The organism is Amycolatopsis sp. NPDC114505, from assembly GCF_055633615.1.
Genome location: NZ_JBVKDV010000005.1, coordinates 235,567 through 256,955 on the forward strand (window position 1 = coordinate 235,567; position 21,389 = coordinate 256,955).

At 69.4% G+C, this 21,389-nt stretch carries 20 protein-coding genes; 13 read left to right on the plus strand and 7 right to left on the minus strand.

The genetic code is table 11. From position 1 onward, the window contains the following. Positions 1-107: 107 nt before the first annotated feature. Positions 108-890, plus strand: coding sequence for a GNAT family N-acetyltransferase (locus ACZ7OU_RS43995; protein ID WP_470259833.1), 783 nt, complete (start codon positions 108-110; stop codon positions 888-890). Continuing rightward, positions 887-1,771 carry a lysophospholipid acyltransferase family protein gene (locus ACZ7OU_RS44000; protein ID WP_470259834.1) on the plus strand — a complete coding sequence of 295 codons (885 nt, stop codon included), beginning with the start codon at positions 887-889 and terminating at the stop codon, positions 1,769-1,771. The genes ACZ7OU_RS43995 and ACZ7OU_RS44000 overlap by 4 nt, the downstream gene beginning before the upstream one ends. A gap of 160 nt (positions 1,772-1,931) precedes the next feature. Here the strand turns inward: ACZ7OU_RS44000 and ACZ7OU_RS44005 are convergent, their stop codons facing one another. Beyond that, the gene (locus ACZ7OU_RS44005; protein ID WP_470259835.1) at positions 1,932-2,834 is read right to left on the minus strand and encodes an NADP-dependent oxidoreductase; all 903 of its coding nucleotides are present in this window, start codon (positions 2,832-2,834) and stop codon (positions 1,932-1,934) included. A 150-nt stretch (positions 2,835-2,984) separates the two neighbouring features. Here ACZ7OU_RS44005 and ACZ7OU_RS44010 point away from each other — a divergent pair, with 150 nt between their 5' ends. The 4 genes from ACZ7OU_RS44010 (at position 2,985) to mnmA (ending at position 8,037) form a co-directional block, all read left to right on the plus strand. After that, on the plus strand, positions 2,985-4,268 hold the full coding sequence (locus ACZ7OU_RS44010; protein ID WP_470259836.1) for a helix-turn-helix transcriptional regulator: 1,284 nt from the start codon (positions 2,985-2,987) through the stop codon (positions 4,266-4,268). Positions 4,269-4,312: 44 nt separating this feature from the next. Beyond that, a complete protein-coding gene (locus ACZ7OU_RS44015; RefSeq protein ID WP_470259837.1) occupies positions 4,313-5,680 on the plus strand; it encodes an MFS transporter in 1,368 nt (455 codons plus the stop codon). A 64-nt stretch (positions 5,681-5,744) separates the two neighbouring features. Beyond that, entirely contained in the window at positions 5,745-6,941 is a 1,197-nt protein-coding gene (locus ACZ7OU_RS44020) for a cysteine desulfurase family protein (RefSeq protein WP_470259838.1), read from the plus strand. 4 nt (positions 6,942-6,945) lie between these two features. Next, the gene (gene mnmA / locus ACZ7OU_RS44025) at positions 6,946-8,037 is read left to right on the plus strand and encodes a tRNA 2-thiouridine(34) synthase MnmA (protein ID WP_470259839.1); all 1,092 of its coding nucleotides are present in this window, start codon (positions 6,946-6,948) and stop codon (positions 8,035-8,037) included. Positions 8,038-8,044: 7 nt separating this feature from the next. Here the strand turns inward: mnmA and ACZ7OU_RS44030 are convergent, their stop codons facing one another. The 5 genes from ACZ7OU_RS44030 to ACZ7OU_RS44050 form a co-directional block, all read right to left on the minus strand. Continuing rightward, positions 8,045-9,322, minus strand: a complete 1,278-nt coding sequence (locus ACZ7OU_RS44030; RefSeq protein WP_470259840.1) for a DUF222 domain-containing protein — start codon at positions 9,320-9,322, stop codon at positions 8,045-8,047. 229 nt (positions 9,323-9,551) lie between these two features. After that, positions 9,552-10,004, minus strand: coding sequence for a GNAT family N-acetyltransferase (locus ACZ7OU_RS44035; RefSeq protein ID WP_470259841.1), 453 nt, complete (start codon positions 10,002-10,004; stop codon positions 9,552-9,554). Between the two features lie 10 nt (positions 10,005-10,014). Further along, entirely contained in the window at positions 10,015-10,416 is a 402-nt protein-coding gene (locus ACZ7OU_RS44040; protein WP_470245206.1) for a GNAT family N-acetyltransferase, read from the minus strand. 80 nt (positions 10,417-10,496) lie between these two features. Next, positions 10,497-11,540 (minus strand): MBL fold metallo-hydrolase, encoded by a 1,044-nt coding sequence (locus tag ACZ7OU_RS44045; RefSeq protein ID WP_470259842.1) that lies wholly within the window; start codon positions 11,538-11,540, stop codon positions 10,497-10,499. Positions 11,541-11,644: 104 nt separating this feature from the next. Continuing rightward, a complete protein-coding gene (locus ACZ7OU_RS44050) occupies positions 11,645-12,469 on the minus strand; it encodes an LURP-one-related family protein (protein WP_470259843.1) in 825 nt (274 codons plus the stop codon). Positions 12,470-12,603: 134 nt separating this feature from the next. On the opposite strand from ACZ7OU_RS44050, the gene ACZ7OU_RS44055 reads away from it, so the two are divergent. The 4 genes from ACZ7OU_RS44055 to ACZ7OU_RS44070 all read left to right on the plus strand — a co-directional run bounded on the left by ACZ7OU_RS44055 (position 12,604) and on the right by ACZ7OU_RS44070 (position 17,124). Continuing rightward, entirely contained in the window at positions 12,604-13,641 is a 1,038-nt protein-coding gene (locus ACZ7OU_RS44055; protein WP_470259844.1) for a uroporphyrinogen decarboxylase/cobalamine-independent methonine synthase family protein, read from the plus strand. Between the two features lie 84 nt (positions 13,642-13,725). Beyond that, a complete protein-coding gene (locus ACZ7OU_RS44060) occupies positions 13,726-14,430 on the plus strand; it encodes a hypothetical protein (protein ID WP_470259845.1) in 705 nt (234 codons plus the stop codon). Positions 14,431-14,441: 11 nt separating this feature from the next. Beyond that, positions 14,442-16,637, plus strand: a complete 2,196-nt coding sequence (gene ligA / locus ACZ7OU_RS44065) for an NAD-dependent DNA ligase LigA (protein WP_470259846.1) — start codon at positions 14,442-14,444, stop codon at positions 16,635-16,637. Further along, on the plus strand, positions 16,630-17,124 hold the full coding sequence (locus ACZ7OU_RS44070; protein ID WP_470259847.1) for a GNAT family N-acetyltransferase: 495 nt from the start codon (positions 16,630-16,632) through the stop codon (positions 17,122-17,124). The genes ligA and ACZ7OU_RS44070 overlap by 8 nt, the downstream gene beginning before the upstream one ends. Before the next feature lie 54 nt (positions 17,125-17,178). Here the strand turns inward: ACZ7OU_RS44070 and ACZ7OU_RS44075 are convergent, their stop codons facing one another. Further along, positions 17,179-17,832, minus strand: coding sequence for an ACT domain-containing protein (locus tag ACZ7OU_RS44075; RefSeq protein ID WP_470259848.1), 654 nt, complete (start codon positions 17,830-17,832; stop codon positions 17,179-17,181). 236 nt (positions 17,833-18,068) lie between these two features. Between ACZ7OU_RS44075 and gatC the strand changes: the two genes are divergently transcribed. From gatC to gatB, 3 genes are read left to right on the plus strand one after another with little or no spacing between them, the layout of a single operon-like run. Beyond that, a complete protein-coding gene (gatC, locus tag ACZ7OU_RS44080; protein WP_470245198.1) occupies positions 18,069-18,368 on the plus strand; it encodes an Asp-tRNA(Asn)/Glu-tRNA(Gln) amidotransferase subunit GatC in 300 nt (99 codons plus the stop codon). Further along, a complete protein-coding gene (gatA, locus tag ACZ7OU_RS44085) occupies positions 18,365-19,882 on the plus strand; it encodes an Asp-tRNA(Asn)/Glu-tRNA(Gln) amidotransferase subunit GatA (RefSeq protein WP_470259849.1) in 1,518 nt (505 codons plus the stop codon). The genes gatC and gatA overlap by 4 nt, the downstream gene beginning before the upstream one ends. After that, positions 19,879-21,384 carry an Asp-tRNA(Asn)/Glu-tRNA(Gln) amidotransferase subunit GatB gene (gene gatB, locus ACZ7OU_RS44090; RefSeq protein WP_470259850.1) on the plus strand — a complete coding sequence of 502 codons (1,506 nt, stop codon included), beginning with the start codon at positions 19,879-19,881 and terminating at the stop codon, positions 21,382-21,384. The genes gatA and gatB overlap by 4 nt, the downstream gene beginning before the upstream one ends. Positions 21,385-21,389: the final 5 nt, after the last annotated feature.

Sequence of the window (21,389 nt, forward strand, 5' to 3'; positions counted from 1 at the left end):
TTCCGGGACCTGAGAGAAGCCTGAGAACCCGCCATTAACTGAACGTGCACTAATCGGTCATCGGATGGCACTCTCCGCGGTTTCCTCCGCGCGGGTAAACCTTGACCATGACGACGTCACAGCTCCTCGTCAGCACTGATCAGGCGGGTGCCGACCTTCCCTCGGACGCTCCCCGGTACTCCCTTCTCGTCGCCCACGCGAACGAAGAAGTGGTCGCCGCGCAGAAGCTGCGTCACCGAGTTTTCGCCGAAGAGATGGGCGCGCGGCTGCACTCGCCGATCGCCGGCCTCGACGCCGACGAGTTCGACGAGTTCTGCGACCACCTCGTGGTCCGCGACGACAACACGGGCGAGATCGTCGGCACCTATCGGATGCTGCCGCCGGACCGCGCCGTGCAGGCCGGGAAGCTCTACGCCGACAGCGAGTTCGACCTGAGCGCGCTCGACGCTCTTCGTCCGTCCCTGGTCGAAACCGGCCGGTCGTGCGTGCACCCGGACCATCGCAGCGGCGCCGTCGTCAGCCTGGTCTGGGCCGGCATCGCCCGGTACATGCTGCTCTCCGGCCACCGCTACCTCGCCGGCTGCGCGTCGGTCCCGCTGGTGGACGGCGGTTCGTTCGCCGCCGGCGTCTGGGACGTCCTGCGCACCAAGCACTACTCGAACGAGGCCACGCGCGTCTCGCCGCTGATCCCGTGGGACGCGTCGGGGATCGAACGTCCCGCGCGTTCCATCCTGCCGCCGCTGATCAAGGGCTACGTCCGGCTCGGCGCCAAGACCTACGGACCGCCCGCGCTCGACGCCGACTTCGGCGTCGCGGACTTCTTCGTCGTGCTGGACCTGCACAACGTCGACGAGCGGTACCTGAAGTTCTTCCTCGGAGTCCAGGTATGAGGCACGCCTGGATGCCGGCCTCGCCGTGCGGCGACGGATGTCTGACCGACGGCGAGCCGGTGGTCGGTTTCCCGCGGCGCGTGCTGCGCTTCACCGCGGCGATCTTCGTCGTTCTTTCGGCGCTGCTGTCGGCGCCCCTGTTGCTGGTGTCGTGGGGGCGCGAGCGCCGGATCCGGCTGATCTTCCGCGGCGTGCTGCGGGCGTTCGGCGTCCGGCTTGACGTTCACGGCGGCGAGGACTTCCTGACCGCGCCCGCCGGCCGTGGCGCGCTGGTGGTCAACAACCACATCTCGTGGCTGGACATCGTCGCGATCAACGCGTTGCGGCCGATGCGCGCGCTGGCCAAGAAGGAGATCGCGGGCTGGCCGGTACTGGGCGGCCTGGTCCGCCGCGGCGGCAGCATCTTCCTCGACCGCGAGCGGCTGACGACGCTGCCGGCCACGATGGCGTCGCTGGCCGACGCGCTGCGGACGGGCTCGCTGGTGAGCGTGACCCCCGAAGGAACCACGTGGTGCGGCCTGGCGTCCGGCCGCTTCACGACGGCGACGTTTCAGGCGGCCATCGACGGCGGCGTCCCGGTCCGCCCGCTCGCGCTGAGGTACCGCCTCGCGGACGGCCGCGAGACGAGCCGCCCGGCGTTCATCGGCCCGGAGTCGCTGATCGCGTCCCTGCGTCGGGTCGCGGCGCTGCGCGGGCTGGTGCTCGAGATCCACATCTGCCCGGAGATCGCCCCTGGGCGCGCGGAGAACCGTCGTGAACTGGCGGCGCTCGCCGAGGCGTCGGTGCATTCGGCGCTGGGGACGGTGAAGATCCCGGCCCAGCAGCGGCGCCGGACCCCGCGTCCCCAGCCGGTCCCCCTGGCTTCGCCTCCCGCGAAGTGATCCGGGCCCTGTCGCCGCGATCCGGCGACAGGCCCGGGTTGTGAGGCGTTCGCGGTCTTGTGAGCGCGGGCCTGTCGTCGTGATCCGATGACAGGCCCGTTCGCCGTACTCGGGCGGTTCGGCCCTGGCCTTCGTCGGCCGGACGGAGACGCCGGCTCGTTCAGCTGACAGCGAGCGTGAGCTTTCCGCCGGGATGCCCGTCTTCGCTCTCGACCTGTGCGGCGGCGGCTTCCGCGAGCGGATAGCTCTTGCCCTGGGCGATGCGGACCCCGTGGTCGGTCACCCAGCTCGCGATGCCGGTCAGGACCTCACGCGACTGCTCGCCTCCGCTCGAGAACGGAATGCCGAGCTCGAAAGCGGCACCGTCGGCGATGGTGACGATCCGGTCTTTCGTGCCCCGCAGCTCGACCGACCCGGGCAGCACCCCGTGTCCGGTCGTGTCGAACACGGCGTCCACCGGCGCGGGCGCGGCCTCACGAACCCGGTCCGCCCAGCCGTCGCCGTAGAGCACGGGCACGACGCCCAGCGACTTCAGGTCATCGAGGTTCCGGCTGCCGGCGGTGCCGATGACGGTCAGTCCCTTGGCGACGGCCACCTGCGCGGCGAACCGCCCGACCGTGCCGCTAGCTCCGTGGACCAGCAGCGTCTCGCCTTCGCGGACCTCGAGCAGCCCGAGGACGCGAAGCGCCGTCTCGCCGGCGACCGGCAACGCCGCCGCGTCCGCCCACGAAATGCCGGCAGGCTTCGGCGCAAGCGTTTTCGCCAGCGCGTACTCGGCGTACGCGCCGGTCTCGGACCAGCCGAACACCTCGTCCCCGACGGCGAATTCCGCGCCCTCGCCGACGGCGTCGACGACACCGGCCACTTCGACACCGGGAGTGTGCGGGAAGGAGACCTGGAAATTCTGCTGCATGTAGCCGTTGCGGATCTTCCAGTCGATCGGGTTGATCCCGGCGGCCCGGATGGCCAGCCGTACCTGCCCCGGGCCGGGCTCGGGCACCGGCACCTCGGACAGCTGCAGGACGTCCGGCCCGCCGTAGGCGGAGAAGGTGATCGCTCGCATGGTGTTCTCGCGCTCCTCGGATTTGTGACTTCGAATGTCCTCCCCAAGGAGTCAACCCGCCCGGCTATTCCGCCGAACCACTCGGACGAGCAGTGTTCACTAGCCGGACGAGCAGGCCGTCGCAGCGCGGACGCGCCTACCTTGGGTCGCATGGACGCTTCCTGGTCGGATCCGCGACACGTGCTCGCCGTCGTCGAACGGCTGCTGTCGGCGCCGCGGACCCACCTGCTGCTCCAGTTCTCGACCGAGCTGGGGAAGCTGATCCCGCATCGCGCGGTGGCCATGCAGACCGGTGACTGTCCGCGCAGCCCGCTCAAGGTCGTCGGTGACCAGGCGATCGCCGACGCCGTGACGAGCGTCGAGCTGCAACGGCTGGTCGACCGCAGCGAGCCGGGCAAGGCCCTGGTGGTCGACGGCGTGCTGGGCGGCGTCGAGCGCCGTCTCGTCCTGCTTTCGTCGATGCCGGCGGTCGGCCAGGGGGCTGTGCTCGCCATCGTGCCCGAGGACACCGAGCTGCCGACGGCCGAGCTGGAGCTGGCCGCGCAGCTGTGGCACATCCTCAGCACCGACGCGGGCCAACGCGCGGCCGACCCGGGCCCGGACGTCCTGGCCAGCAACCTCGCGGCGGCCACCGCACGGGCCCAGGCGATCACGGACCTCGGCCAGACCCATGCGGCGACCTTGACCACGCTTCTGGCGGTGCTGCGCTCGGGACGTCTCTCCGACGCCGTCGCCCGCCGCACGGCGGTCGACTTGGCGACCGACGCGCTGCTCGATCTGAAGGGTGTGATCGACCGCGACCAGGCCCTTTCCGAGGAGCGAGCGGGCACGGCCTTCGCCTTGCTCAGGACTCAGCTCGCCGACCTGGTCCGCCACACCGAGGTCGACGTCGACCTGGTCGACCCGGCTAGCGACGCGTCGCTTCCGCAGGACATCGCCCACACGGCGCGGACGATGACCCGCGGGCTGGTGCTGGCGGCTTTGGACCGTCCGGCGACCACGCGCCTGCGGGCGTCGTGGCGGCTCGACGGCCCGGTGCTGCGGATCACGGTCCGCGACGACAGCCCCGAGGTCGCCGACGCGATCCCGGCCCGCGGCCTGACCGAGCGGCTCACCGCGCTCGGCGGCCACTGGGAGGTCGACGCGGTGCCGGGCTGGGGCACGACGGTCACCGCGGTCCTCCCACTCGGCGTCGCTGAACCGCCGGAGCTGCGTCCGCTCGACCGGCTCAACCCGCGCGAGGTCGAGGTCCTGACGGGAATCTCGCAGGGCCTGCGCAACCGGCAAATCGCCGAACAGCTGCAGCTCAGCGAGCACACGGTGAAGTTCCACGTCCGCAACATCCTCGACAAGCTGGACGTGAGCTCCCGCGGCGAGGCCGCCGCACTGGCCCGCGACCTGCGGTTGGAGCCGGTGGCACACCGCACGGCCTGAACCGGCTTGACCTCCAGCGGACTGGAGGTTGCACGCTGCTGATCATGGCATCGACGCTCGACTCCGTACCCCGTCGCCGCAGCGTGCTCTGGACCGCGGAGCACCGCCTGACCACGATCGCGCTGCTGCTCGTGGTCACCTTGGTCGCGTTCGAGAACATGGGCGTCGCAACGGCGATGCCGACCCTGGTCGCCGACCTCCACGGGTTGTCGCTGTACTCGTGGCCGTTCACGACCTTCCTCATTTCGAGCGTGGTCGCGACGGTGCTGTCAGGCCGGATCGGCGACCGCCGCGGCCCGGCGCCGGCCCTGCTGGCGGGCCCGGCGTTGTTCGCGGTGGGCCTGGTGGTCGCGGGGACGGCGAGCGGGATGCCTACGTTCCTCCTCGGCCGCGCGCTGCAGGGCTTCGGCTCGGGGCTGCTCCTGGTTTCGGTCTCGCTCCTGATCGCGTTGACGTTCACCGACCAGGAACGCCCGGTGATCTACGCGGCGAATGCCGCGGCCTGGGTCCTGCCGGCCGTGATCGGGCCGTCCGTGGCCGGTGTGGTGACGGTCAGCATCGGCTGGCGCTGGGTCTTTCTCGGTCTCGTTCCGCTGGTGGCCATCGGTGTGACGATGCTGGTGGTGGTAGTGCGCCGCCTCCCTGCGCACTCGCCATCCGCCAGCGGGCGCCGCGCGGGCGTGGTCCAAGCGATCGTCGCGGCCCTCGGCGTCGCAGCGCTGACGTGGGCAGCCCAGCACCAGTCGCTCCTGGCCCTCGTCTACGGCGCGGCCGGGCTCGTCGCGCTGGGCTATGCCCTCCGGACGCTGCTCCCGACCGGAACGCTGTCATCCCGCCCCGGCCTACCGACGGTCGTCGCCTCCCGCGCCCTGATCGCCGGCGCGTACGCCGGGATGGAGGCGTATCTGCCCCTGACGATGAGCGCGGTCCACGGCTACAGCCCGGCCCTTGCCGGCCTGCCGTTGACCATCACGGCGTTGGGCTGGTCAGCGGCCTCGGCGGCGCAAGGCCGGTTCCTCAACTGGTCAAGGGAGGCATCGCTCCGCACAGGGTTCTGGCTGGTCGCGGCTGGTTTGGTTTGCTTCGGCCTCGTCTCCCAGCCCTGGTTCCCCGCCTGGACGGCGTTCATTGCCTGTGCGGTCGGCGGCGCCGGCATGGGGATCGCGATGCCTGCGATCTCCGTCCTCCTGCTCCGCTATTCACCTGAGGGTGAGCGCGGCTTCAACACCTCGGCGGTGCAGCTTGCCGACTGGGTGGGTTCCGCGCTGCTCATCGGCCTGGGCGGCGTTCTGTTCGGCGTGGTGGGCTCGGTGCTCGATCCTTCACCGGCGATGGCCCTGCTCACGGTGGCCTTGGTGACCCTCGCTCTGCTGGGGGTCCGGCTGACCGGACGTTGGCCGTCGAAGGTGTGACAGGCCACTTCGAGGCCCAGGGTGGACTTCGTCACGCGGTGGAGCGGACTACCCTGATGGAGCGATGACCTATCTCGACCACGCGGCGACTACTCCGATGTTGCCCGAAGCCGTAGCGGCGATGACCGAGGCGCTGTCCAACGTGGGCAACGCCTCCGCACTGCACTCTTCGGGCCGCCGAGCTCGGCGAATGGTCGAGGAAGCCCGCGAAACCATCGCCGATGCCCTGGGCGCCCGCCCCTCCGAGGTGATCTTTACCGGCGGCGGCACCGAGAGCGACAACCTCGCGCTCAAGGGCATCTTCTGGGCCCGCCACGACGAGCAGGAGCAGCGTCGCCGCATCCTGGTCGGAGCCGCGGAGCATCACGCCGTCCTCGACACGGTCGAATGGCTCGAATCCCACTGCGGCGCCGCGATCACGCTGCTGGAAGTCGACAGCCAGGGCCGCGTCTCACCCGATACCCTTCGTGCCGCCATCGCCTCGGATCCCGAAACCGTGGCGCTGGTGACGGTGATGTGGGCCAACAACGAGGTCGGGACGATCAATCCGATCGCCGAACTGGCCGCGGTCTGTGCCGAGTTCGACATCCCGCTCCACACCGACGCGGTACAGGCCGTCGGCGCTGTCCCGGTCGACTTCGCGGCCAGCGGTGCCGCCGCACTCACCATGACCGGGCACAAGCTCGGTGGCCCCTTCGGCGTGGGCGCCCTCCTGCTCGGCCGCGACGTGACGTGCGTACCCCTTCTGCACGGTGGAGGCCAGGAACGCAGCGTTCGCTCCGGCACACTCGACGTCCCGGCAATAGTCGGTTTCGCGGCTGCGGTCCGGGCAAGCGTCGCGACCCGAGCCGATTACGCGAAGCGCGTCGAGGAACTCCGCGACGGACTTGTCGAAGTTATCCAGCGCGAAGTACCCGACGCCATCCTCAACGGGGAAGACGGCGAGCGGCTGCCCAGCCACGCTCATTTCACATTTCCCGGTTGCGCCGGCGACAGCCTGTTGATGCTGCTCGACGCCAAGGGCATCGAATGCTCGACGGGGTCCGCGTGCACGGCAGGCGTTGCGCAGCCGAGCCACGTGCTGCTCGCCATGGGTGCCGACCCTGCGGCGGCTCGGGGTTCTCTCCGTTTCTCCCTCGGTCACACATCCACTGCCGCGGACGTCGAGGCGGTCGCCGCCGAGATCGGCGGAGTCGTCACGCGCGCCCGGCAGGCCGGCCTGGCCGGAATGCGCAAGCAGAACCAGAAGCAAGAGGTGTAAGGCAATGCGGGTTTTGGCCGCTATGAGCGGAGGAGTGGACTCGGCGGTGGCTGCCGCGCGTGCGGTCGATGCCGGGCATGACGTCGTCGGCGTGCACCTGGCGCTGTCGGCCAAACCCGGCACCTTGCGGACCGGGTCACGCGGGTGTTGCACGATCGAAGACTCACACGACGCCCGGCGCGCCGCCGACATCCTCGGGATTCCCTTCTATATTTGGGATTTCGCAGAGCGCTTCACCGAAGAGGTTGTTGAGACCTTCGTCGGCGAATACGCCGCCGGACGCACGCCGAACCCGTGTGTCACCTGTAACGAGAAGATCAAGTTCGAAGCTCTCCTCGAGAAGGCGATGGCGCTCGGCTTCGACGCGGTCGCGACGGGCCACTACGCGCGCCTCTGCGTGGTGGACGGCGTGCCTGAGCTGCGTCGCAGTGCTGACAGTGGCAAGGACCAGTCCTACGTGCTCGCCTCCCTAACTGCCGAGCAGCTCAGCCATGCCATGTTCCCTCTGGGCGACTCGTGGAAGACCGATGTGCGTGCCGAGGCGGAGCGGCGCGGTCTGTCTGTCGCCAACAAGCCGGACAGTCACGACATCTGCTTCATCCCGGACGGTGACACCAAGAAGTTCTTGGAGAACCGGCTGGGCCAGCGTCCCGGCGAACTTGTGGACGCGGAGACCGGCGCAGTGCTCGGCCGGCACACCGGGGTGCACGGATTCACCGTTGGACAGCGCAAGGGGCTCGGCATCGAGGCCCCGGCGCCTGACGGCCGTCCTCGATATGTCCTGTCGCTCGAACCGGTTTCCGGCTCCGTCAAGGTCGGTTCCGCGGCGGAGCTCGGGATCAAGACGATCGAGGCCGACCGCGCGGTCTGGCCCAGCGGTGAGCCGCTGACCGAACCGACCGAATGCGTGGTGCAGGTCAGGGCCCATGGAGGCATCGCCGACGCGGTCGCCGACGTGGATTCCGACACCATGACGGTGCATCTGCGCGAGCCGCTGCGCGGCGTCGCCCCGGGCCAGGTCGTCGTGCTCTACCGGCCGGATGCCGAGGGCGGCGACATCGTTCTGGGCAGCGCGAAGATCTCGGGCACGCGCTGACCGTCGGTCATAGCCGTGGCTTCTTGCGGCTTCGGTGCGCTCGTCGGCCGGAGTGCATTGACGGCGGTTTCGTCGAGTGAGTCCGGCCGGCGGGTGTCGCGACGTTCACCGTGCCATCAGACGTGACTTCGTAGTCCCAGCCGGGCTGGCTCTTCAGCCTGCGGTGTCGAGGGCAGTACGTGATCGGCTGATCCGCGGTTTCCTTGGCCTCGCCTTGCGCACGGGTCGGTTCGATTGCGCAGTTCTGCGCGGGGCGTGTGCATCCGGGCTGCCGGCACTCACGGTCCCGGACCCGGATGAACTCGTCGTGCGCCGGATCCAGCGGGTACCGCGTCGGCGACAGCTCGATCGCTTGGCCGGTACGCGGATCGGTGAGGACTCGTCGGAGCGTTGTGTCGGAGCCGCTGATGATGCGACGGGCCACTGATGCCGCGATGGGGCCGCGTCCAGCCAGGGCCGCCGGGAAGTCGTTCACGCCGAGGTACGTGGCCAGGTCGACGTGTAGGAACACTTCGGTGCGCTCGCTCGCGCCACTTGTTCCGCTGAGCAGCAGATCCATGGCGACGTCCGCTCGGAGCTGGTCCAGTGTTCGAGACTCCTCAGGAGTCTTCAATGCTCGAGCTGCTCGGTCGATACGTGCGTACGCCGCAGTCGCCTTTTCCGTGGGCGCGTTGTTGATCGAAAGACTGGTCACGCCGGTGTCCTGGTGGTGCAGAGCCAGCCGTCGTTCGACCAGACTTCGTTCGGTGCGCTGCGCCGCTCCCTCCGGATCCGCTTTCGCGGCTGCGTAGGCCGCGGCCCGGCGGACCTGAGTGGCATTGCGTCCGGGGACGCGATCCTCGAGCGTCGCGTCGACGAGGAGTACGTGGTCTCTGGACAGCCATGCCGTCGCATCCGTGACTTTCATGGCGCGGTAGAGGTCGAGCCGGCCGTCGTCCATGAGGTTGAGCATGCGGGGAAGCCGGGCGATCAGCGCGTTCGCCGCCGAGACCATGGCACCGGCCCGGTGTTCCGTGATGGACAAGGCCAACGCTACTTCGGAAGCGGTGCCGGGCGCCCGTCTCCGGCGCACGCTGAGGTCCGAGATCGCCCGTAGCTGCAGGGCTTGCAGCTTGGAGATCTCGGCATCGGTGACGCGGATCAGGTCGACGACCTGTTCGTCTTTCATGCGTTGCAACACATCCGGGTCAGCGCGGACCGTTGTCAGCACGAACGGGAGCTTGTCGTAGATGTTCGAGGAGTCAGTGGGAGGGGTGAGTTTGCGGAGCGGCTGGGAAGGTGACATGAGTCCGACGGTACGAGGACTCGCGGGAAATGTCACCGAGATTCAGAAGAATGGGTGGTAAAAGGGAGCGAACGGTCCGTTCGCGCCCTTCGCGGCTTGACGTTCTCGAATTGATTCGGAATGGTTCGCGTGTGCGGGCGTGCGCGTCCCTGATTTCGGGAGGAGGATCGATCGATCTTAGGTCCTATATGGACGGATGAGAAACTTTATGTGCCAACGCCTTCGACGCTCAGAGCTTGAGCTTGAACCCGGTGTGGCTTGGGACAAAGCCCAGTCGCTCGTAGAACCGGTGTGCATCGGTCCTCGAGACATCCGACGTGAGCTGCACGAGCGCGCATCCGCGTCGTCTCGACTCGTCGATCGCCCAGCGCATGAGGTCGGCGCCGAGCCCGGAGCCGCGATGGTCGGCATGGATCCGGACAGCCTCGACCTGGCCGCGAAGAGCACCGCGCCGGGCGAGACCGGGGATGATCGTTAGCTGCAAGGTTCCGACCAGTTCATCGGCGGAGGTCACGACGACCAGAAGCTGGTTCGGATCCGTGTCGATTTGCTCGAAAGCGTGCAGGTAGGGCTCGAGGTCATGCGGATCGTCGCGAGCCGCACCGAGCTGGTCGTCCGCCAGCATGCGCACTATCGCACCGATGTCCTCGCGCCGTGCCCTGCGGATGGTGTAGTCGCTCACGGCGCCAGTATCACAGAACTCGGGTGAACCCTTGATAGCTCTGCTCGAACCCGAAGCGCGCGTAGAAGTCTCGCAGGTCGGCGCGCGCGAGACCGGAATCGAGGTGAAGACGGCTACAGCCTCGTCGACGGGCTTCGTCGATACCCCAGGTTAGAAGTGCGCTGGTCACTCCGCGCCGAGCGGCTCGGATGCCTTCGAGCAATCCGCGAGTCGCGCCTTCCCAGGCGAGACCTCGCAGCACCGTCAGTTGCGCGGTACCAGCGACGCCGTTGTCGTCCTCAGCGACGACCAAGGTGACGTACGGGGTGGTCATGAGTTCGCGAAGTGCGGCTGCCAGCGGCTCGCCCGGTGCGCCGAACAGGCGCACGAGCGCCTCGATGTCCGTCGCTCTGGCACGTCTGATGACATCCATTTCACCCAGTATGCAGGACGCCTGGTCGAGCGCCGTAACTGCGACAGCGTGGCTACCCGCGGTGCTGGCTGAGGTGCCGCTCAGGGTGTCGTGTAGTGGCGGACGCCATCGACGGCCTGGGCGGTCAGTTTGCCCTGGGATACCAGCAGGTCGAGGTGTGCCGCAGTCTCCAGGACTGCGAGCGTCTGGTTGAACGAGTCCATTTCGGACAGCTTGCGGTTGCGGCGGGTCCAGCCGATCCGGTGCGCGGCCTCGAATGCGGTGCTCGCGCCGGCCGCTATCTGGGAGCCGATCGTCTCGAGGCGTTGCCGATGGTGTTCCAGCAGTTCGTCGACCCGCGTGTGCACGCTTTCGGAGACGGGACCGTGCGCGGGAAGCATGCGGCGGTCGGGCATCGCGCGCACCAGGCGCAGTGAGTCGATGAAGTCGTTGAGCGGCAACTCGGCCGGCACGGGCTGGAATCCGATCGAAGGTGTGATGTGCGGCAGCACGTGATCGCCGGAGAACAGCAGGTCGGCGGTGTCGTCGACGAACACGACATGGCCGGCCGTGTGGCCGGGCGTGGCGATGACGTCGAACGCGCGGCCGGGCAGGATCGAACGTCGTCCCGGAGTCAGCCACTCATCGGGCGCTTCCCAAAGATCGGCTTCCGTGTGCCGCCGGTCCGTGCCGAAATCGCGGGCCAGGGCTTCGACGACTTCGCGGGCGCCGGCCTGGAACAGCAGGTCGATCTGAGCTTCCATCGGCAGCCGGTCAGGGTTGCCGGAAGCCTTCAGCGATGGCTCTTCGTCCTGTCCCAGAGCGATCTTCGAGCCGAATTCTCGACGAAGGACGACAGCCTGCGAATAGTGGTCGCGGTGCACGTGGGTCACGAGGAACTCGCTGACATCGGCGAGCTCCGCGCCGATTCCGCTGAGCGCGTCGGCGAGCTGTTGCCGCGCCACGGTCAACGCCCAGCCGGAGTCGACCAAGACCAGCTTCTCACCATCGGTGACCGCGTAGACGTTGACCGCGCGCAGAGCATCGTTGGGCAGGGGCAACGGGATCCGATAGACACCGGCCGAGACCTCGTAGATCCCGGGCTCGGTCCAGTTCCTGTCGACGCTTTCCGGCAACGGTTCCACGGTGACCTCCGGCCCGGCGAGACTGCGGTGTCCCGGCCTTCAATCACCCTGAGCCGTGCCGGGCGCGCTGTCCACCTGGAGCAGCTGAGACGCCGGTCACTCGCTCAGTTGGTGTCCTGTTTCAGGGCGGTGTCGATCGTGAGCGCCGCGGCGACCACCATGCTGGCGAGCGGATCGGGCAGCGGGTGGGGGACCTCGACGACGTAGTTGTCGGCGGTCGTGAAGGCGGCCTTGAGGAAGCCGCCCCACGTCTTGGTCACCCGGGCGACCTCGGTGTCGGTGTGGTCGCGGATCGAGAAGTTCCAGGCACGCCAGTTCTCGGCGAAGATCCCGCCCACCGTGTGGCCGTCGACGACGAAGCCGAAGCGGATCTTCCCGAAGACGTTCTCCTGGACGATCTCGCCGATCGGGGTCTCGTCGGCCCGCGTGACGAGGAACCGCGACTTGAAGACCTTGGCGGGCCGGGTCACCTTGAGCACGGTGCTGTGGTTGGCGTCCCGGACCTCGAACTTGTGGGTCAGGAACTGGTCGTAGTTGGTCAGGAGGCGGATCGCCTTCTTCAACGTGCTTTGCCCGACCTGGACGACTCCGCCGATCCGATTGCCGTGCTGGTCGAAGACGCCGAACTCGTTGGCCATCTCGATCAGCTTCGCGCGCTGGTTGACCACCAGGACCGGCTCGGTGAACAGCGTCCCACCGCCGGCGCGTGCGGCGCCTCGGCCGCGCGTCGCGCGATTGACCTGGTCTTGGACACGAGCCGGGTCGTGGGCCCGCTCGATGTCCAGCTCGATCCGCTCGGAGTCGCTCGTTGGTGGTGTCTGCTGGGCGGGCCTGGTGTTGGCGGTCCAGGCCTGGCCGTCCCACCAACGGTGCAGACGGGGGTCCCGCGCGTCGGGATACCAGCCCGGTTGCGGTGGCGAACTCGTCATGGCGGGTGAGCCTATCCGCGCGGACCCCGCCGCGGTGCCGGTAACGGCAAATGCGGCGTATGTCTGTCTCCGGGCGGCCTGGTGCGGCAGCCCGGTCGGCGTCACCGGCGGGTGGTCGACCAGAATCGGTGGTCGTGAGTGAGCGAGTTTGGCCCAGCGGTGCCGCGACGGCGATCGGATCGATGCCGGGCACGGACCCCGCGGAAGCGGCGGCGATCGTGTTCGGCGAGCTGCCGGACTTCCCACACCTGCCGGAGTTGCCGGCCCGCGGCGTCGGTGCCGACATGCTCGGTCGGACCGCCGCGCTGCTGGTCGACCTGGCCGTCGAGGTCGTCCCGAGCGGCTACCGCGTCGCGGCGCGGCCGGGGCACGAGCACCGACGAGCCGTCGACCTGCTGCGGTGGGATCTCGACGCCCTTCAGGAGGCGCGGGAGAAGGCCGGAGCCACCCCACCGGTCTTCAAGGTCCAACTGGCCGGCCCGTGGACGCTGGGTGCCGGGATCGAGCTGCCCCGAGGCCATCGGGTCCTCACCGACCACGGTGCCTTGCGGGACTTCACGTCCTCCCTGCTGGACGGCCTCGCCGGGCACGTCGCGGAGGTCCAGGCCAGGACCGGGGCGCCCGTGGTCGTCCAGTTCGACGAGCCGTCGTTGCCCGCGGTACTGGCCGGTGGCCTGTCGACGCCGTCCGGTTACGGGAACGTTGCTGCCGTGCCGGAGCCCGAGGCACGTGACCTGCTCTCGACGGTGATCGACGGCGCGAAGGCGATCACCGGCCGGCCGGTGATCCTGCACTGCTGCGCCGCGAAGCCGCCGCTCAGCCTGCTGCGCGAAGCCGGTGCCGACGCCCTGGCTTTCGACCTCGCCGCGCTCGACGGCGCATCCGCCGCGTTCCTCGATGAGATCGGCGAAGTCTGGGACGGCGGGGCGACGCTGTTCATGGGCGCTGTCCCGACAACGGAGCCCGCGTCTCCGTTGACCTTGAAAGACGTCGGCGAGCCGGCGTTCCGGCTGGCCGACCGGCTCGGCTTCAACCGGAGCGTCCTCGCCGAACGCGCGGTGCCGACGCCCGCCTGTGGCCTCGCCGGTGCCACGCCCGATTGGATGCGTCGCGTCCTCTCTCTGACGCGTGATCTCGGCAAGGCCTTCGTGGAGCCCCCTGAAGGCTGGTGACGGAATCCGGCAACTCGCCGACGTCCACTCCGCCCGGCCAGTAGCGTGGCGGGGTAGCCGACCGAACGAGGACCACCCGTAACCATGCGCCTGTTCCGCCGCAAGAGCACCGTCGCCGATCCGCCCGACCCGCGCACCGCGTGGCCCGAGCAACACGTGCCGGAGGACCCGGCGGCCGCCGGGGAGGCGTTCTGGCACGGCTGGTACGACCTGCTCCCGATGGTCAGCGCGGCGCTCGGCGAGGGTGAACCGCACCGGGTCGAGCACGAACTCTGTCAGCTGGTCGAGGCACTGCACCCGCGGCTGCACTTTTCGCTCGAACGTGGTCGTCGGTCGATCTACGCCCTGGTCGTGACCGGTCAGGAGGACCCGGAGCTGCGGCCGTTCACCGACGCGTGGCGGGCCGCCGCACCTCCGGACGACGCGATCTGGGAGTACCACGACTCCGTCCCGCCCGTGCCCGATCCGACGGAGGTCACCGTCAACCTCGGCGAGCACCGGATCGCGCTGGCCGACGTCCGGGTCGTCGCCCAGGTCGACGAAGACGAGCACGTGGTCGACGTCGCCGTCTTCCACCCCGGCTTCGGTGACCTCGACGAGGCCGCCCGTCAGACCATGACGTTCCTGCCGCTCGACGCCACATTGGGTGAACGGCTCGCCGCCGAGCGGCTACGGCGCGTGGAGACCGCGGCGGTCGAACCGGCCGGCGCGATCACCCTTCTGGAGTTCCGTGAACTGGTCCGCGGACTGGGCGACGGCACCGCCGAAAATGTCGGTCCTGCCGACTAGAGTTACTGCCCGTGAGCAGCACCGAACTTCCCCAGGACCAGGTCGCGGCGGTTGACGCCCCAGTGGCCGCCGAGGACGTCACCGACGTCCCGGCCGAGGTCCGCGAGCGGCACGCCGCCCTCGCGGAGGAACTGCGTAACCACCAGTTCCGCTACTACGTCCTGGATTCGCCGATCATCTCCGACGGGCAGTTCGACGAGCTGCTCGGCGAGCTTCAGGGGATCGAGGATGCGCACCCGGCGCTGGTCACGCCGGAGTCGCCGACCCAGCGCGTCGGCGGCACGTTCTCGACCGAGTTCACCGCGCACGACCACCTCGAACGCATGCTCAGCCTGGACAACGTGTTCGACCGGGACGAGTTCCTGGCCTGGGTGGAGCGCGTCGAGAAGGAGGTCGGGCGCACCGAGTTCCTCGCCGAGCTGAAGATCGACGGCCTGGCCATCAACCTCTTGTACGAAAACGGCCACCTCACCCGTGCGCTCACTCGCGGTGACGGGCGGACCGGCGAAGACGTCACGCTGAACATGCGCACGCTGGACCAGGTGCCCGAGACGCTCACCGCCACCGAGCAGTTCCCGGTGCCTGCCCTGGTCGAGGTGCGCGGCGAGGTCTACTTCCGCGTCGAGGACTTCCTCGAGCTGAACGCGAAGATGGTCGAGGCGGGCAAGCCTCCCTACGCGAACCCGCGCAACACCGCGGCCGGTTCATTGCGGCAGAAGGACCCGAAGATCACCCGCGAACGCCGGTTGCGGCTGATCTGCCACGGCCTCGGCAAGCGCCAGGGCTTCGAACCGCAGCGTCAGTCGGAGGCGTACGACGCGCTGGCCGCGTGGGGGCTGCCGGTGTCGCCGCACAGCAAGGTCCTGACCACGGCCGAGGAGCTCACCGACCACATCACGTACTGGGGAGAGCACCGGCACGACGCCGAGCACGAGATCGACGGCGTCGTCATCAAGGTCGACGAGGTCGCGCTGCAGCGTCGGCTGGGTACGACGTCGCGCGCGCCGCGGTGGGCGATCGCCTACAAGTACGCGCCGGAAGAAGCGATCACCACGCTGCTGGACATCCAGGTCGGCGTCGGGCGGACCGGGCGGGTGACCCCGTTCGCGGTCACCGAGCCGGTCACGGTCGCGGGGTCGACCGTCGCGCGCGCCACCCTCCACAACCAGGAGGAAGTGAAGCGCAAGGGCGTGCTGATCGGTGACCGGATCGTCATCCGCAAGGCCGGCGACGTCATCCCCGAGGTGCTGGGGCCGGTCGTGGACGCGCGCACGGGCGACGAGCGCGAGTTCGTCATGCCCACCCACTGCCCGGAATGCGGTACTGAGCTCGCCTACCAGAAGGAAGGCGACAAGGACATCCGCTGTCCGAACACGCGGTTCTGTCCCGCGCAGCTGCGGGAGCGGCTCTTCCACCTGGCCGGGCGCGGCGCCTTCGACATCGAGGTCCTCGGGTACGAGGCCGCGGTCGCGCTGCTCGACGCGCGGGTCGTCGCCGACGAGGGTGACGTTTTCGACCTGAACGAGGACAGCCTTGCCGAGGTCGAGCTGTTCCGCACGAAAGCCGGCGAGCTGTCGGCGAACGCGCGAAAGCTGCTCGCGAACCTCGACGTGGCCAAAGATCGACCCTTGTGGAAGGTGCTGGTCGCTTTGTCGATCCGGCACGTCGGGCCGACCGCGGCGCAGGCGCTGGCCCGCGAGTTCGGCTCGGTCGAGCGGATCGAGCAGGCCACCGAAGAGGAACTCGCGGACGTCGACGGCGTCGGCCCGACCATCGCGCACGCGACGCAGGAGTGGTTCGAGGTCGGCTGGCATCGCGAGATCGTCGAAAAGTGGCGACGCGCCGGGGTGCGGATGGAGGAGGAGCGCGACGAGTCGATCCCGCGCAACCTCGAGGGCCTGTCGATCGTGGTGACGGGCTCGCTCGACGGGTTCTCCCGCGACGAGGCCAAGGAGGTCATCATGGCCCGCGGCGGCAAGGCCGCCGGGTCGGTCTCGAAGAAGACCTCGTTCGTCGTCGTAGGGGATTCGCCTGGTTCGAAATACGACAAGGCCGTGCAGCTCAAGGTGCCGGTGCTCGACGAAGCCGGCTTCCGGGTCCTGCTGGAGCGGGGGGCCGAGGCGGCGCAAGAGGTCGCGCTGCCGACAGGCGAGGAGACCGCCTCAGAGGAGACAGCCGAAGACGAGGCCGGGGAGTCGGATGGGTGATGTCGAGATCCGGCCACCGCGGCCCGAGGAGTACGCCGCGGCGGGCGAGGTCACGGTTCAGGCCTACGACGTCGATGGTCACTTGGCCGACGACGTCGGGTACGACGCGAAGCTGCGTGACGTCGCGAGCCGGGCCAGGCTGGCGGACGTGCTCGTCGCCGTCGATGCGACGGGGGAGGTGCTCGGCAGCGTGACCGTCGTGCGGCCCGGGTCGCCGTACGCCGAGATCTCGCGTCCCGGGGAGTTGGAGTTCAGGATGCTCGCGGTGGCGCCGTCGGCACGTGGTCGTGGTGTCGGCGAGGCGTTGACGCGGGCCGTGCTCGACCGTGCGCGGGCGATGGGCGTCCCGAAGGTGGTGCTGAGCAGCCTCGACCGGATGCATGCCGCGCACCGGCTCTACGAGCGTCTCGGGTTCGCGCGGCTGGCCGAACGGGACTGGCGACCGTTCCCGGGCATCAGCTTGATCGCCTACGAAATCGACGTCTGACCTGGCGTTCGGCGAAAGGGGACGCGACCTCGTCCCCTTTCGGCAACGCGCGGGCTAGCCGTCGAGGACGACCGCGACGATCCCCGCGAGGTGGGCGAGCCGGGCGACCTCGGCCGCTCGGAAAGCCGGGCCGCCCGGGCGGGCGACGAGCAGCGCCTTGCCCGGTTTGCCCAGCGGCGTCGCCGCTAGCTCGGTGCCCAGCTCCTGCCACGTCTCCGGGATCCAGGCTTCTTCGCCGTCGAGCACCGTCGCGCGCTCGAGCGGCAGCCAGGGCAGATCGGTGATCGGAGTTTCCGGGGCGGCGCTCGACGACGCCAGCCGGAGGGCGCCGGTCTCGGAGTGTTCGACGATCATCGCCCAGCCGGCCCGCACGATGCGGGGCACGCCTTCGGCCAGGATGTCGAGGCCGGACTTCGGCTGCGCGGCGATTTCTTCGACGAGTTCGAGCTCGCGATGCGTGTCCAGCACGCCCGCGTAGGGGCGGACCGCGTCCACTTCGACGCCTTCGACACTCTCCGCCGCCGTGATGAGCGCGTCGGGCAGCCTGCCGGACGGGAGCTCGACCACCAGGTCGTCCACCGCCACGCCGGTACCGCGCTCGACGACGTCAACGCTGAGTATGTCGGCGCCTACCGTGCCGAGCGCCGTGGCGACCGCGCCGAGGGTCCCCGGGCTGTCCGGAAGGAGGACCCGGATCAGGAACGACACCACGCGCCCCTCTCGCCTCTGGCGTCCCAGCCTTGCCGTGGGACGCTTGATGCCGGTCGCCGATTGTGACAGACCCACCCGGCCCGCGGGACCCACTGTCCGCCGGGCGGGATGCCAGCGTCGCCGGACGGCACCCGGCCTGCGCCGGGCGTAACCCAGTCGAGTCCGCCGACGTCGTCACCATAGACTTGCAGCTTCCGAGACAACCCGCACAGCACAACCCGGGAGTCACCCGCGTGCCCAACATTTCCCGAGACGAGGTCGCGCACCTCGCGAAGCTGGCCAGGCTGGCCGTGACCGACGACGAGCTCGACGTCTTCGCCGGCCAGCTCGACCAGATCCTGGACTCGGTGGCCAAGGTGAGCGAGGTCGCCGCCGCCGATGTGCCGCCGACGTCGCACGCCGTGCCGCTGACGAACGTCTTCCGGCAGGACGTCGTCGTCCCCGGGCTCACGCAGCAGCAGGCGCTGTCCGGTGCGCCGGCCGCCGAGGACGGGCGTTTCCGGGTGCCGCGGATTCTGGGGGAAGAGCAGTGACCGAGCTCATCAAGCTGACCGCCGCGGAACTGGCGGAGAAGATCCACGCGCGCGAGGTGTCCGCGGTCGAGGTCACGCAGGCCCACCTGGACCGGATCGCCGAGGTCGACGACCACATCCACGCGTTCCTGCACGTCGACACCGAGGGCGCGCTGGCCGCGGCCAAGGCCGTCGACGAGGGCATCGCCGGGGGCAACGCGCCCGCGTCGGCACTGGCCGGCGTGCCGCTCGCGCTGAAGGACGTCCTCACCACCGAGGGCATCCCGACCACCTGTGGTTCGAAAACGCTCGAAGGCTGGATCCCGCCGTACGACGCGACCGTGACGCGCAAGCTGCGCGAGGCCGGCGTCGTGATTCTCGGCAAGACGAACATGGACGAGTTCGCCATGGGCTCGTCGACCGAGAACTCGGCGTACGGCCCGACGCACAACCCGTGGGACCACGCCCGCATCCCGGGCGGGTCGGGCGGCGGCTCGTCGGCGTCGATCGCGGCCTTCGAAGCCGCCATCGCCATCGGCACCGACACCGGTGGGTCGATCCGGCAGCCCGGGTCCGTCACCGGCACCGTCGGGGTGAAGCCGACCTACGGCGGGGTGTCGCGGTACGGCCTCGTCGCTTTTTCGTCGTCGCTCGACCAGGCCGGGCCCTGCGCGCGGACGGTGCTCGACGCCGCCCTGCTGCACGAGGTCATCGCCGGGCACGACCCGCTGGACTCGACCTCCATCGACGCGCCGGTGCCGCCGGTGGTCGCCGCCGCCCGGCAGGGCATGACGGGTGACCTCAAGGGCGTCAAGGTCGGCGTCGTGAAGGAGTTCGGCGGCGACGGCTACCAGCCGGGCGTCGAGCGGTCGTTCCAGGCCGCGGTCGAGCAGCTGCGTGCGCTCGGTGCCGAGGTCGTCGAAGTGTCGTGTCCGAACTTCGTCTACGCGCTGCCCGCGTACTACCTGATCGCGCCGAGCGAGTGCTCGTCGAACCTCGCCCGGTTCGACGCCATGCGCTACGGCCTGCGCGTCGCCGACGACGGCACGCACAGCGCCGAAGAGGTCATGTCGCTCACCCGCGAGAAGGGCTTCGGCGCCGAGGTCAAGCGGCGGATCATGCTGGGCACCTACGCGTTGTCGTCCGGCTACTACGACGCCTACTACGGCTCGGCGCAGAAGGTGCGCACGCTGATCACGCGTGACTTCGCGGCGGCCTTCGAAAAGGTCGATGTCCTCGTTTCGCCCACGACGCCGACCACGGCGTTCAAGATCGGCGAGCGCGTGGACGACCCGATGGCGATGTACCTCGCCGACCTGTGCACGATCCCGTCGAACCTGGCCGGCAACGCCGCGATGAGCGTGCCGAGCGGGCTGTCCGACGAGGACGGCCTGCCGGTCGGCCTGCAGATCATGGCCCCGGCGCTGGCCGACGACCGGCTCTACCGGGTCGGCGCCGCCTACGAGGCCGCGCGCGACGCCGCCGCCGGCGGGGCGCTCATCCACAAGGTCCCGGAGCTGGGAGGAACGAAGTGACTGCCGTGGCCGAGTTGATGGACTACGCCGACGTCATCGAGCGGTTCGACCCCGTGCTGGGGCTCGAGGTGCACGTCGAGCTGAACACGAACACGAAGATGTTCTGCGGCTGCGCGAACGAGTTCGGCGGCGAGCCGAACACGAAGGTGTGCCCGACCTGCCTCGGCATGCCGGGTGCGCTGCCGGCTCTCAACGGCAAGGCCGTCGAGGGCGCGATCCGGATCGGCCTCGCGCTGAACTGCGAGATCGCCGAGTGGTGCCGGTTCGCGCGGAAGAACTACTTCTACCCGGACATGCCGAAGAACTTCCAGACGTCGCAGTACGACGAGCCGATCGCCTTCAACGGCTACCTCGACGTCACGCTCGACGACGGCGAGGTCGTGCGCGTGGAGATCGAGCGCGCGCACATGGAGGAGGACACCGGCAAGTCGCTGCACGTCGGTGGCGCCACCGGCCGGATCCACGGTGCCGAGCACTCGCTGCTCGACTACAACCGCGCCGGCGTGCCGTTGATCGAAATCGTCACGAAGACGATCGAGGGCACCGGCGAGCGGGCCCCCGAGGTCGCGCGGGCGTACGTGTCCGCGTTGCGTGACCTGCTGCGCGCGCTCGACGTGTCGGACGTCCGCATGGACCAGGGCTCGCTGCGCTGTGACGCGAACGTCTCGCTGATGGCGAAGGACGCGACCGAGTTCGGCACCCGCACGGAGACGAAAAACGTCAACTCGCTGCGCAGCGTCGAGCGCGCGGTGCGGTACGAGATGACCCGGCAGGCGGCGATCCTCGCCGGCGGCGGCTCGATCAAGCAGGAGACCCGGCACTTCCAGGAGGCCGACGGCTCCACGTCGCCCGGCCGGACCAAGGAGACCGCCGAGGACTACCGGTACTTCCCGGAGCCCGACCTGGTCCCGATCGCGCCGTCGCGCGAGTGGGTCGAGGAACTGCGCGGCACGCTTCCCGAGATGCCGTCGGAACGGCGGAAGCGGATCCAGCAGGAGTGGTCGCTTTCCGACGAAGCCCTGCGTGACCTGCTGAACGTCGGCGCTGTCGACCTTGTGGCGGCCACGGTCGAGGCCGGCGCGTCGCCGGACGAGGCCCGCGGATGGTGGGTCAACACGCTGGCGCAGGAGGCGAACGCCCGCGAGGTCGAGCTGGCTGACCTGCCGATCACGCCGAAGCAGGTGGCCGAGGTCATCGGGCTGGTTTCGTCCGGCGAGCTGACGAACAAGCTGGCCAAGGAGGTCGTCCAGGGCGTGCTCGCCGGTGAGGGCGAGCCGCGCGAGGTCGTCGAAAAGCGCGGGCTGAAGGTCGTCTCGGACGACTCGGCGCTGCTCGCGGCGATCGACGAGGCCCTGGCGGGACAGCCGGACGTCGCGGACAAGATCCGCGGCGGCAAGGTGGCCGCGGCGGGGGCGATCGTCGGCGCGGTCATGAAGGCGACCAAGGGACAAGCGGACGCCAAGCGGGTCCGCGAGCTGATCATCGAGCGCGTCGGTTCCTGACCGTT

Bases quoted from the DNA above. Each gene is read 5' to 3' on its own strand.
- ACZ7OU_RS44015 (WP_470259837.1), top strand. From the start codon at position 4,313: ATGGCATCGACGCTCGACTCCGTACCCCGTCGCCGCAGCGTGCTCTGG.
- ACZ7OU_RS44010 (WP_470259836.1), top strand. From the start codon at position 2,985: ATGGACGCTTCCTGGTCGGATCCGCGACACGTGCTCGCCGTCGTCGAA.
- ACZ7OU_RS44050 (WP_470259843.1), bottom strand. From the start codon at position 12,469: ATGACGAGTTCGCCACCGCAACCGGGCTGGTATCCCGACGCGCGGGAC.
- ACZ7OU_RS44070 (WP_470259847.1), top strand. From the start codon at position 16,630: ATGGGTGATGTCGAGATCCGGCCACCGCGGCCCGAGGAGTACGCCGCG.
- ACZ7OU_RS44060 (WP_470259845.1), top strand. From the start codon at position 13,726: ATGCGCCTGTTCCGCCGCAAGAGCACCGTCGCCGATCCGCCCGACCCG.
- ACZ7OU_RS43995 (WP_470259833.1), top strand. From the start codon at position 108: ATGACGACGTCACAGCTCCTCGTCAGCACTGATCAGGCGGGTGCCGAC.
- ACZ7OU_RS44000 (WP_470259834.1), top strand. From the start codon at position 887: ATGAGGCACGCCTGGATGCCGGCCTCGCCGTGCGGCGACGGATGTCTG.
- ACZ7OU_RS44030 (WP_470259840.1), bottom strand. From the start codon at position 9,322: ATGTCACCTTCCCAGCCGCTCCGCAAACTCACCCCTCCCACTGACTCC.
- ACZ7OU_RS44005 (WP_470259835.1), bottom strand. From the start codon at position 2,834: ATGCGAGCGATCACCTTCTCCGCCTACGGCGGGCCGGACGTCCTGCAG.
- ACZ7OU_RS44020 (WP_470259838.1), top strand. From the start codon at position 5,745: ATGACCTATCTCGACCACGCGGCGACTACTCCGATGTTGCCCGAAGCC.
- mnmA (WP_470259839.1), top strand. From the start codon at position 6,946: ATGCGGGTTTTGGCCGCTATGAGCGGAGGAGTGGACTCGGCGGTGGCT.
- ACZ7OU_RS44040 (WP_470245206.1), bottom strand. From the start codon at position 10,416: ATGGATGTCATCAGACGTGCCAGAGCGACGGACATCGAGGCGCTCGTG.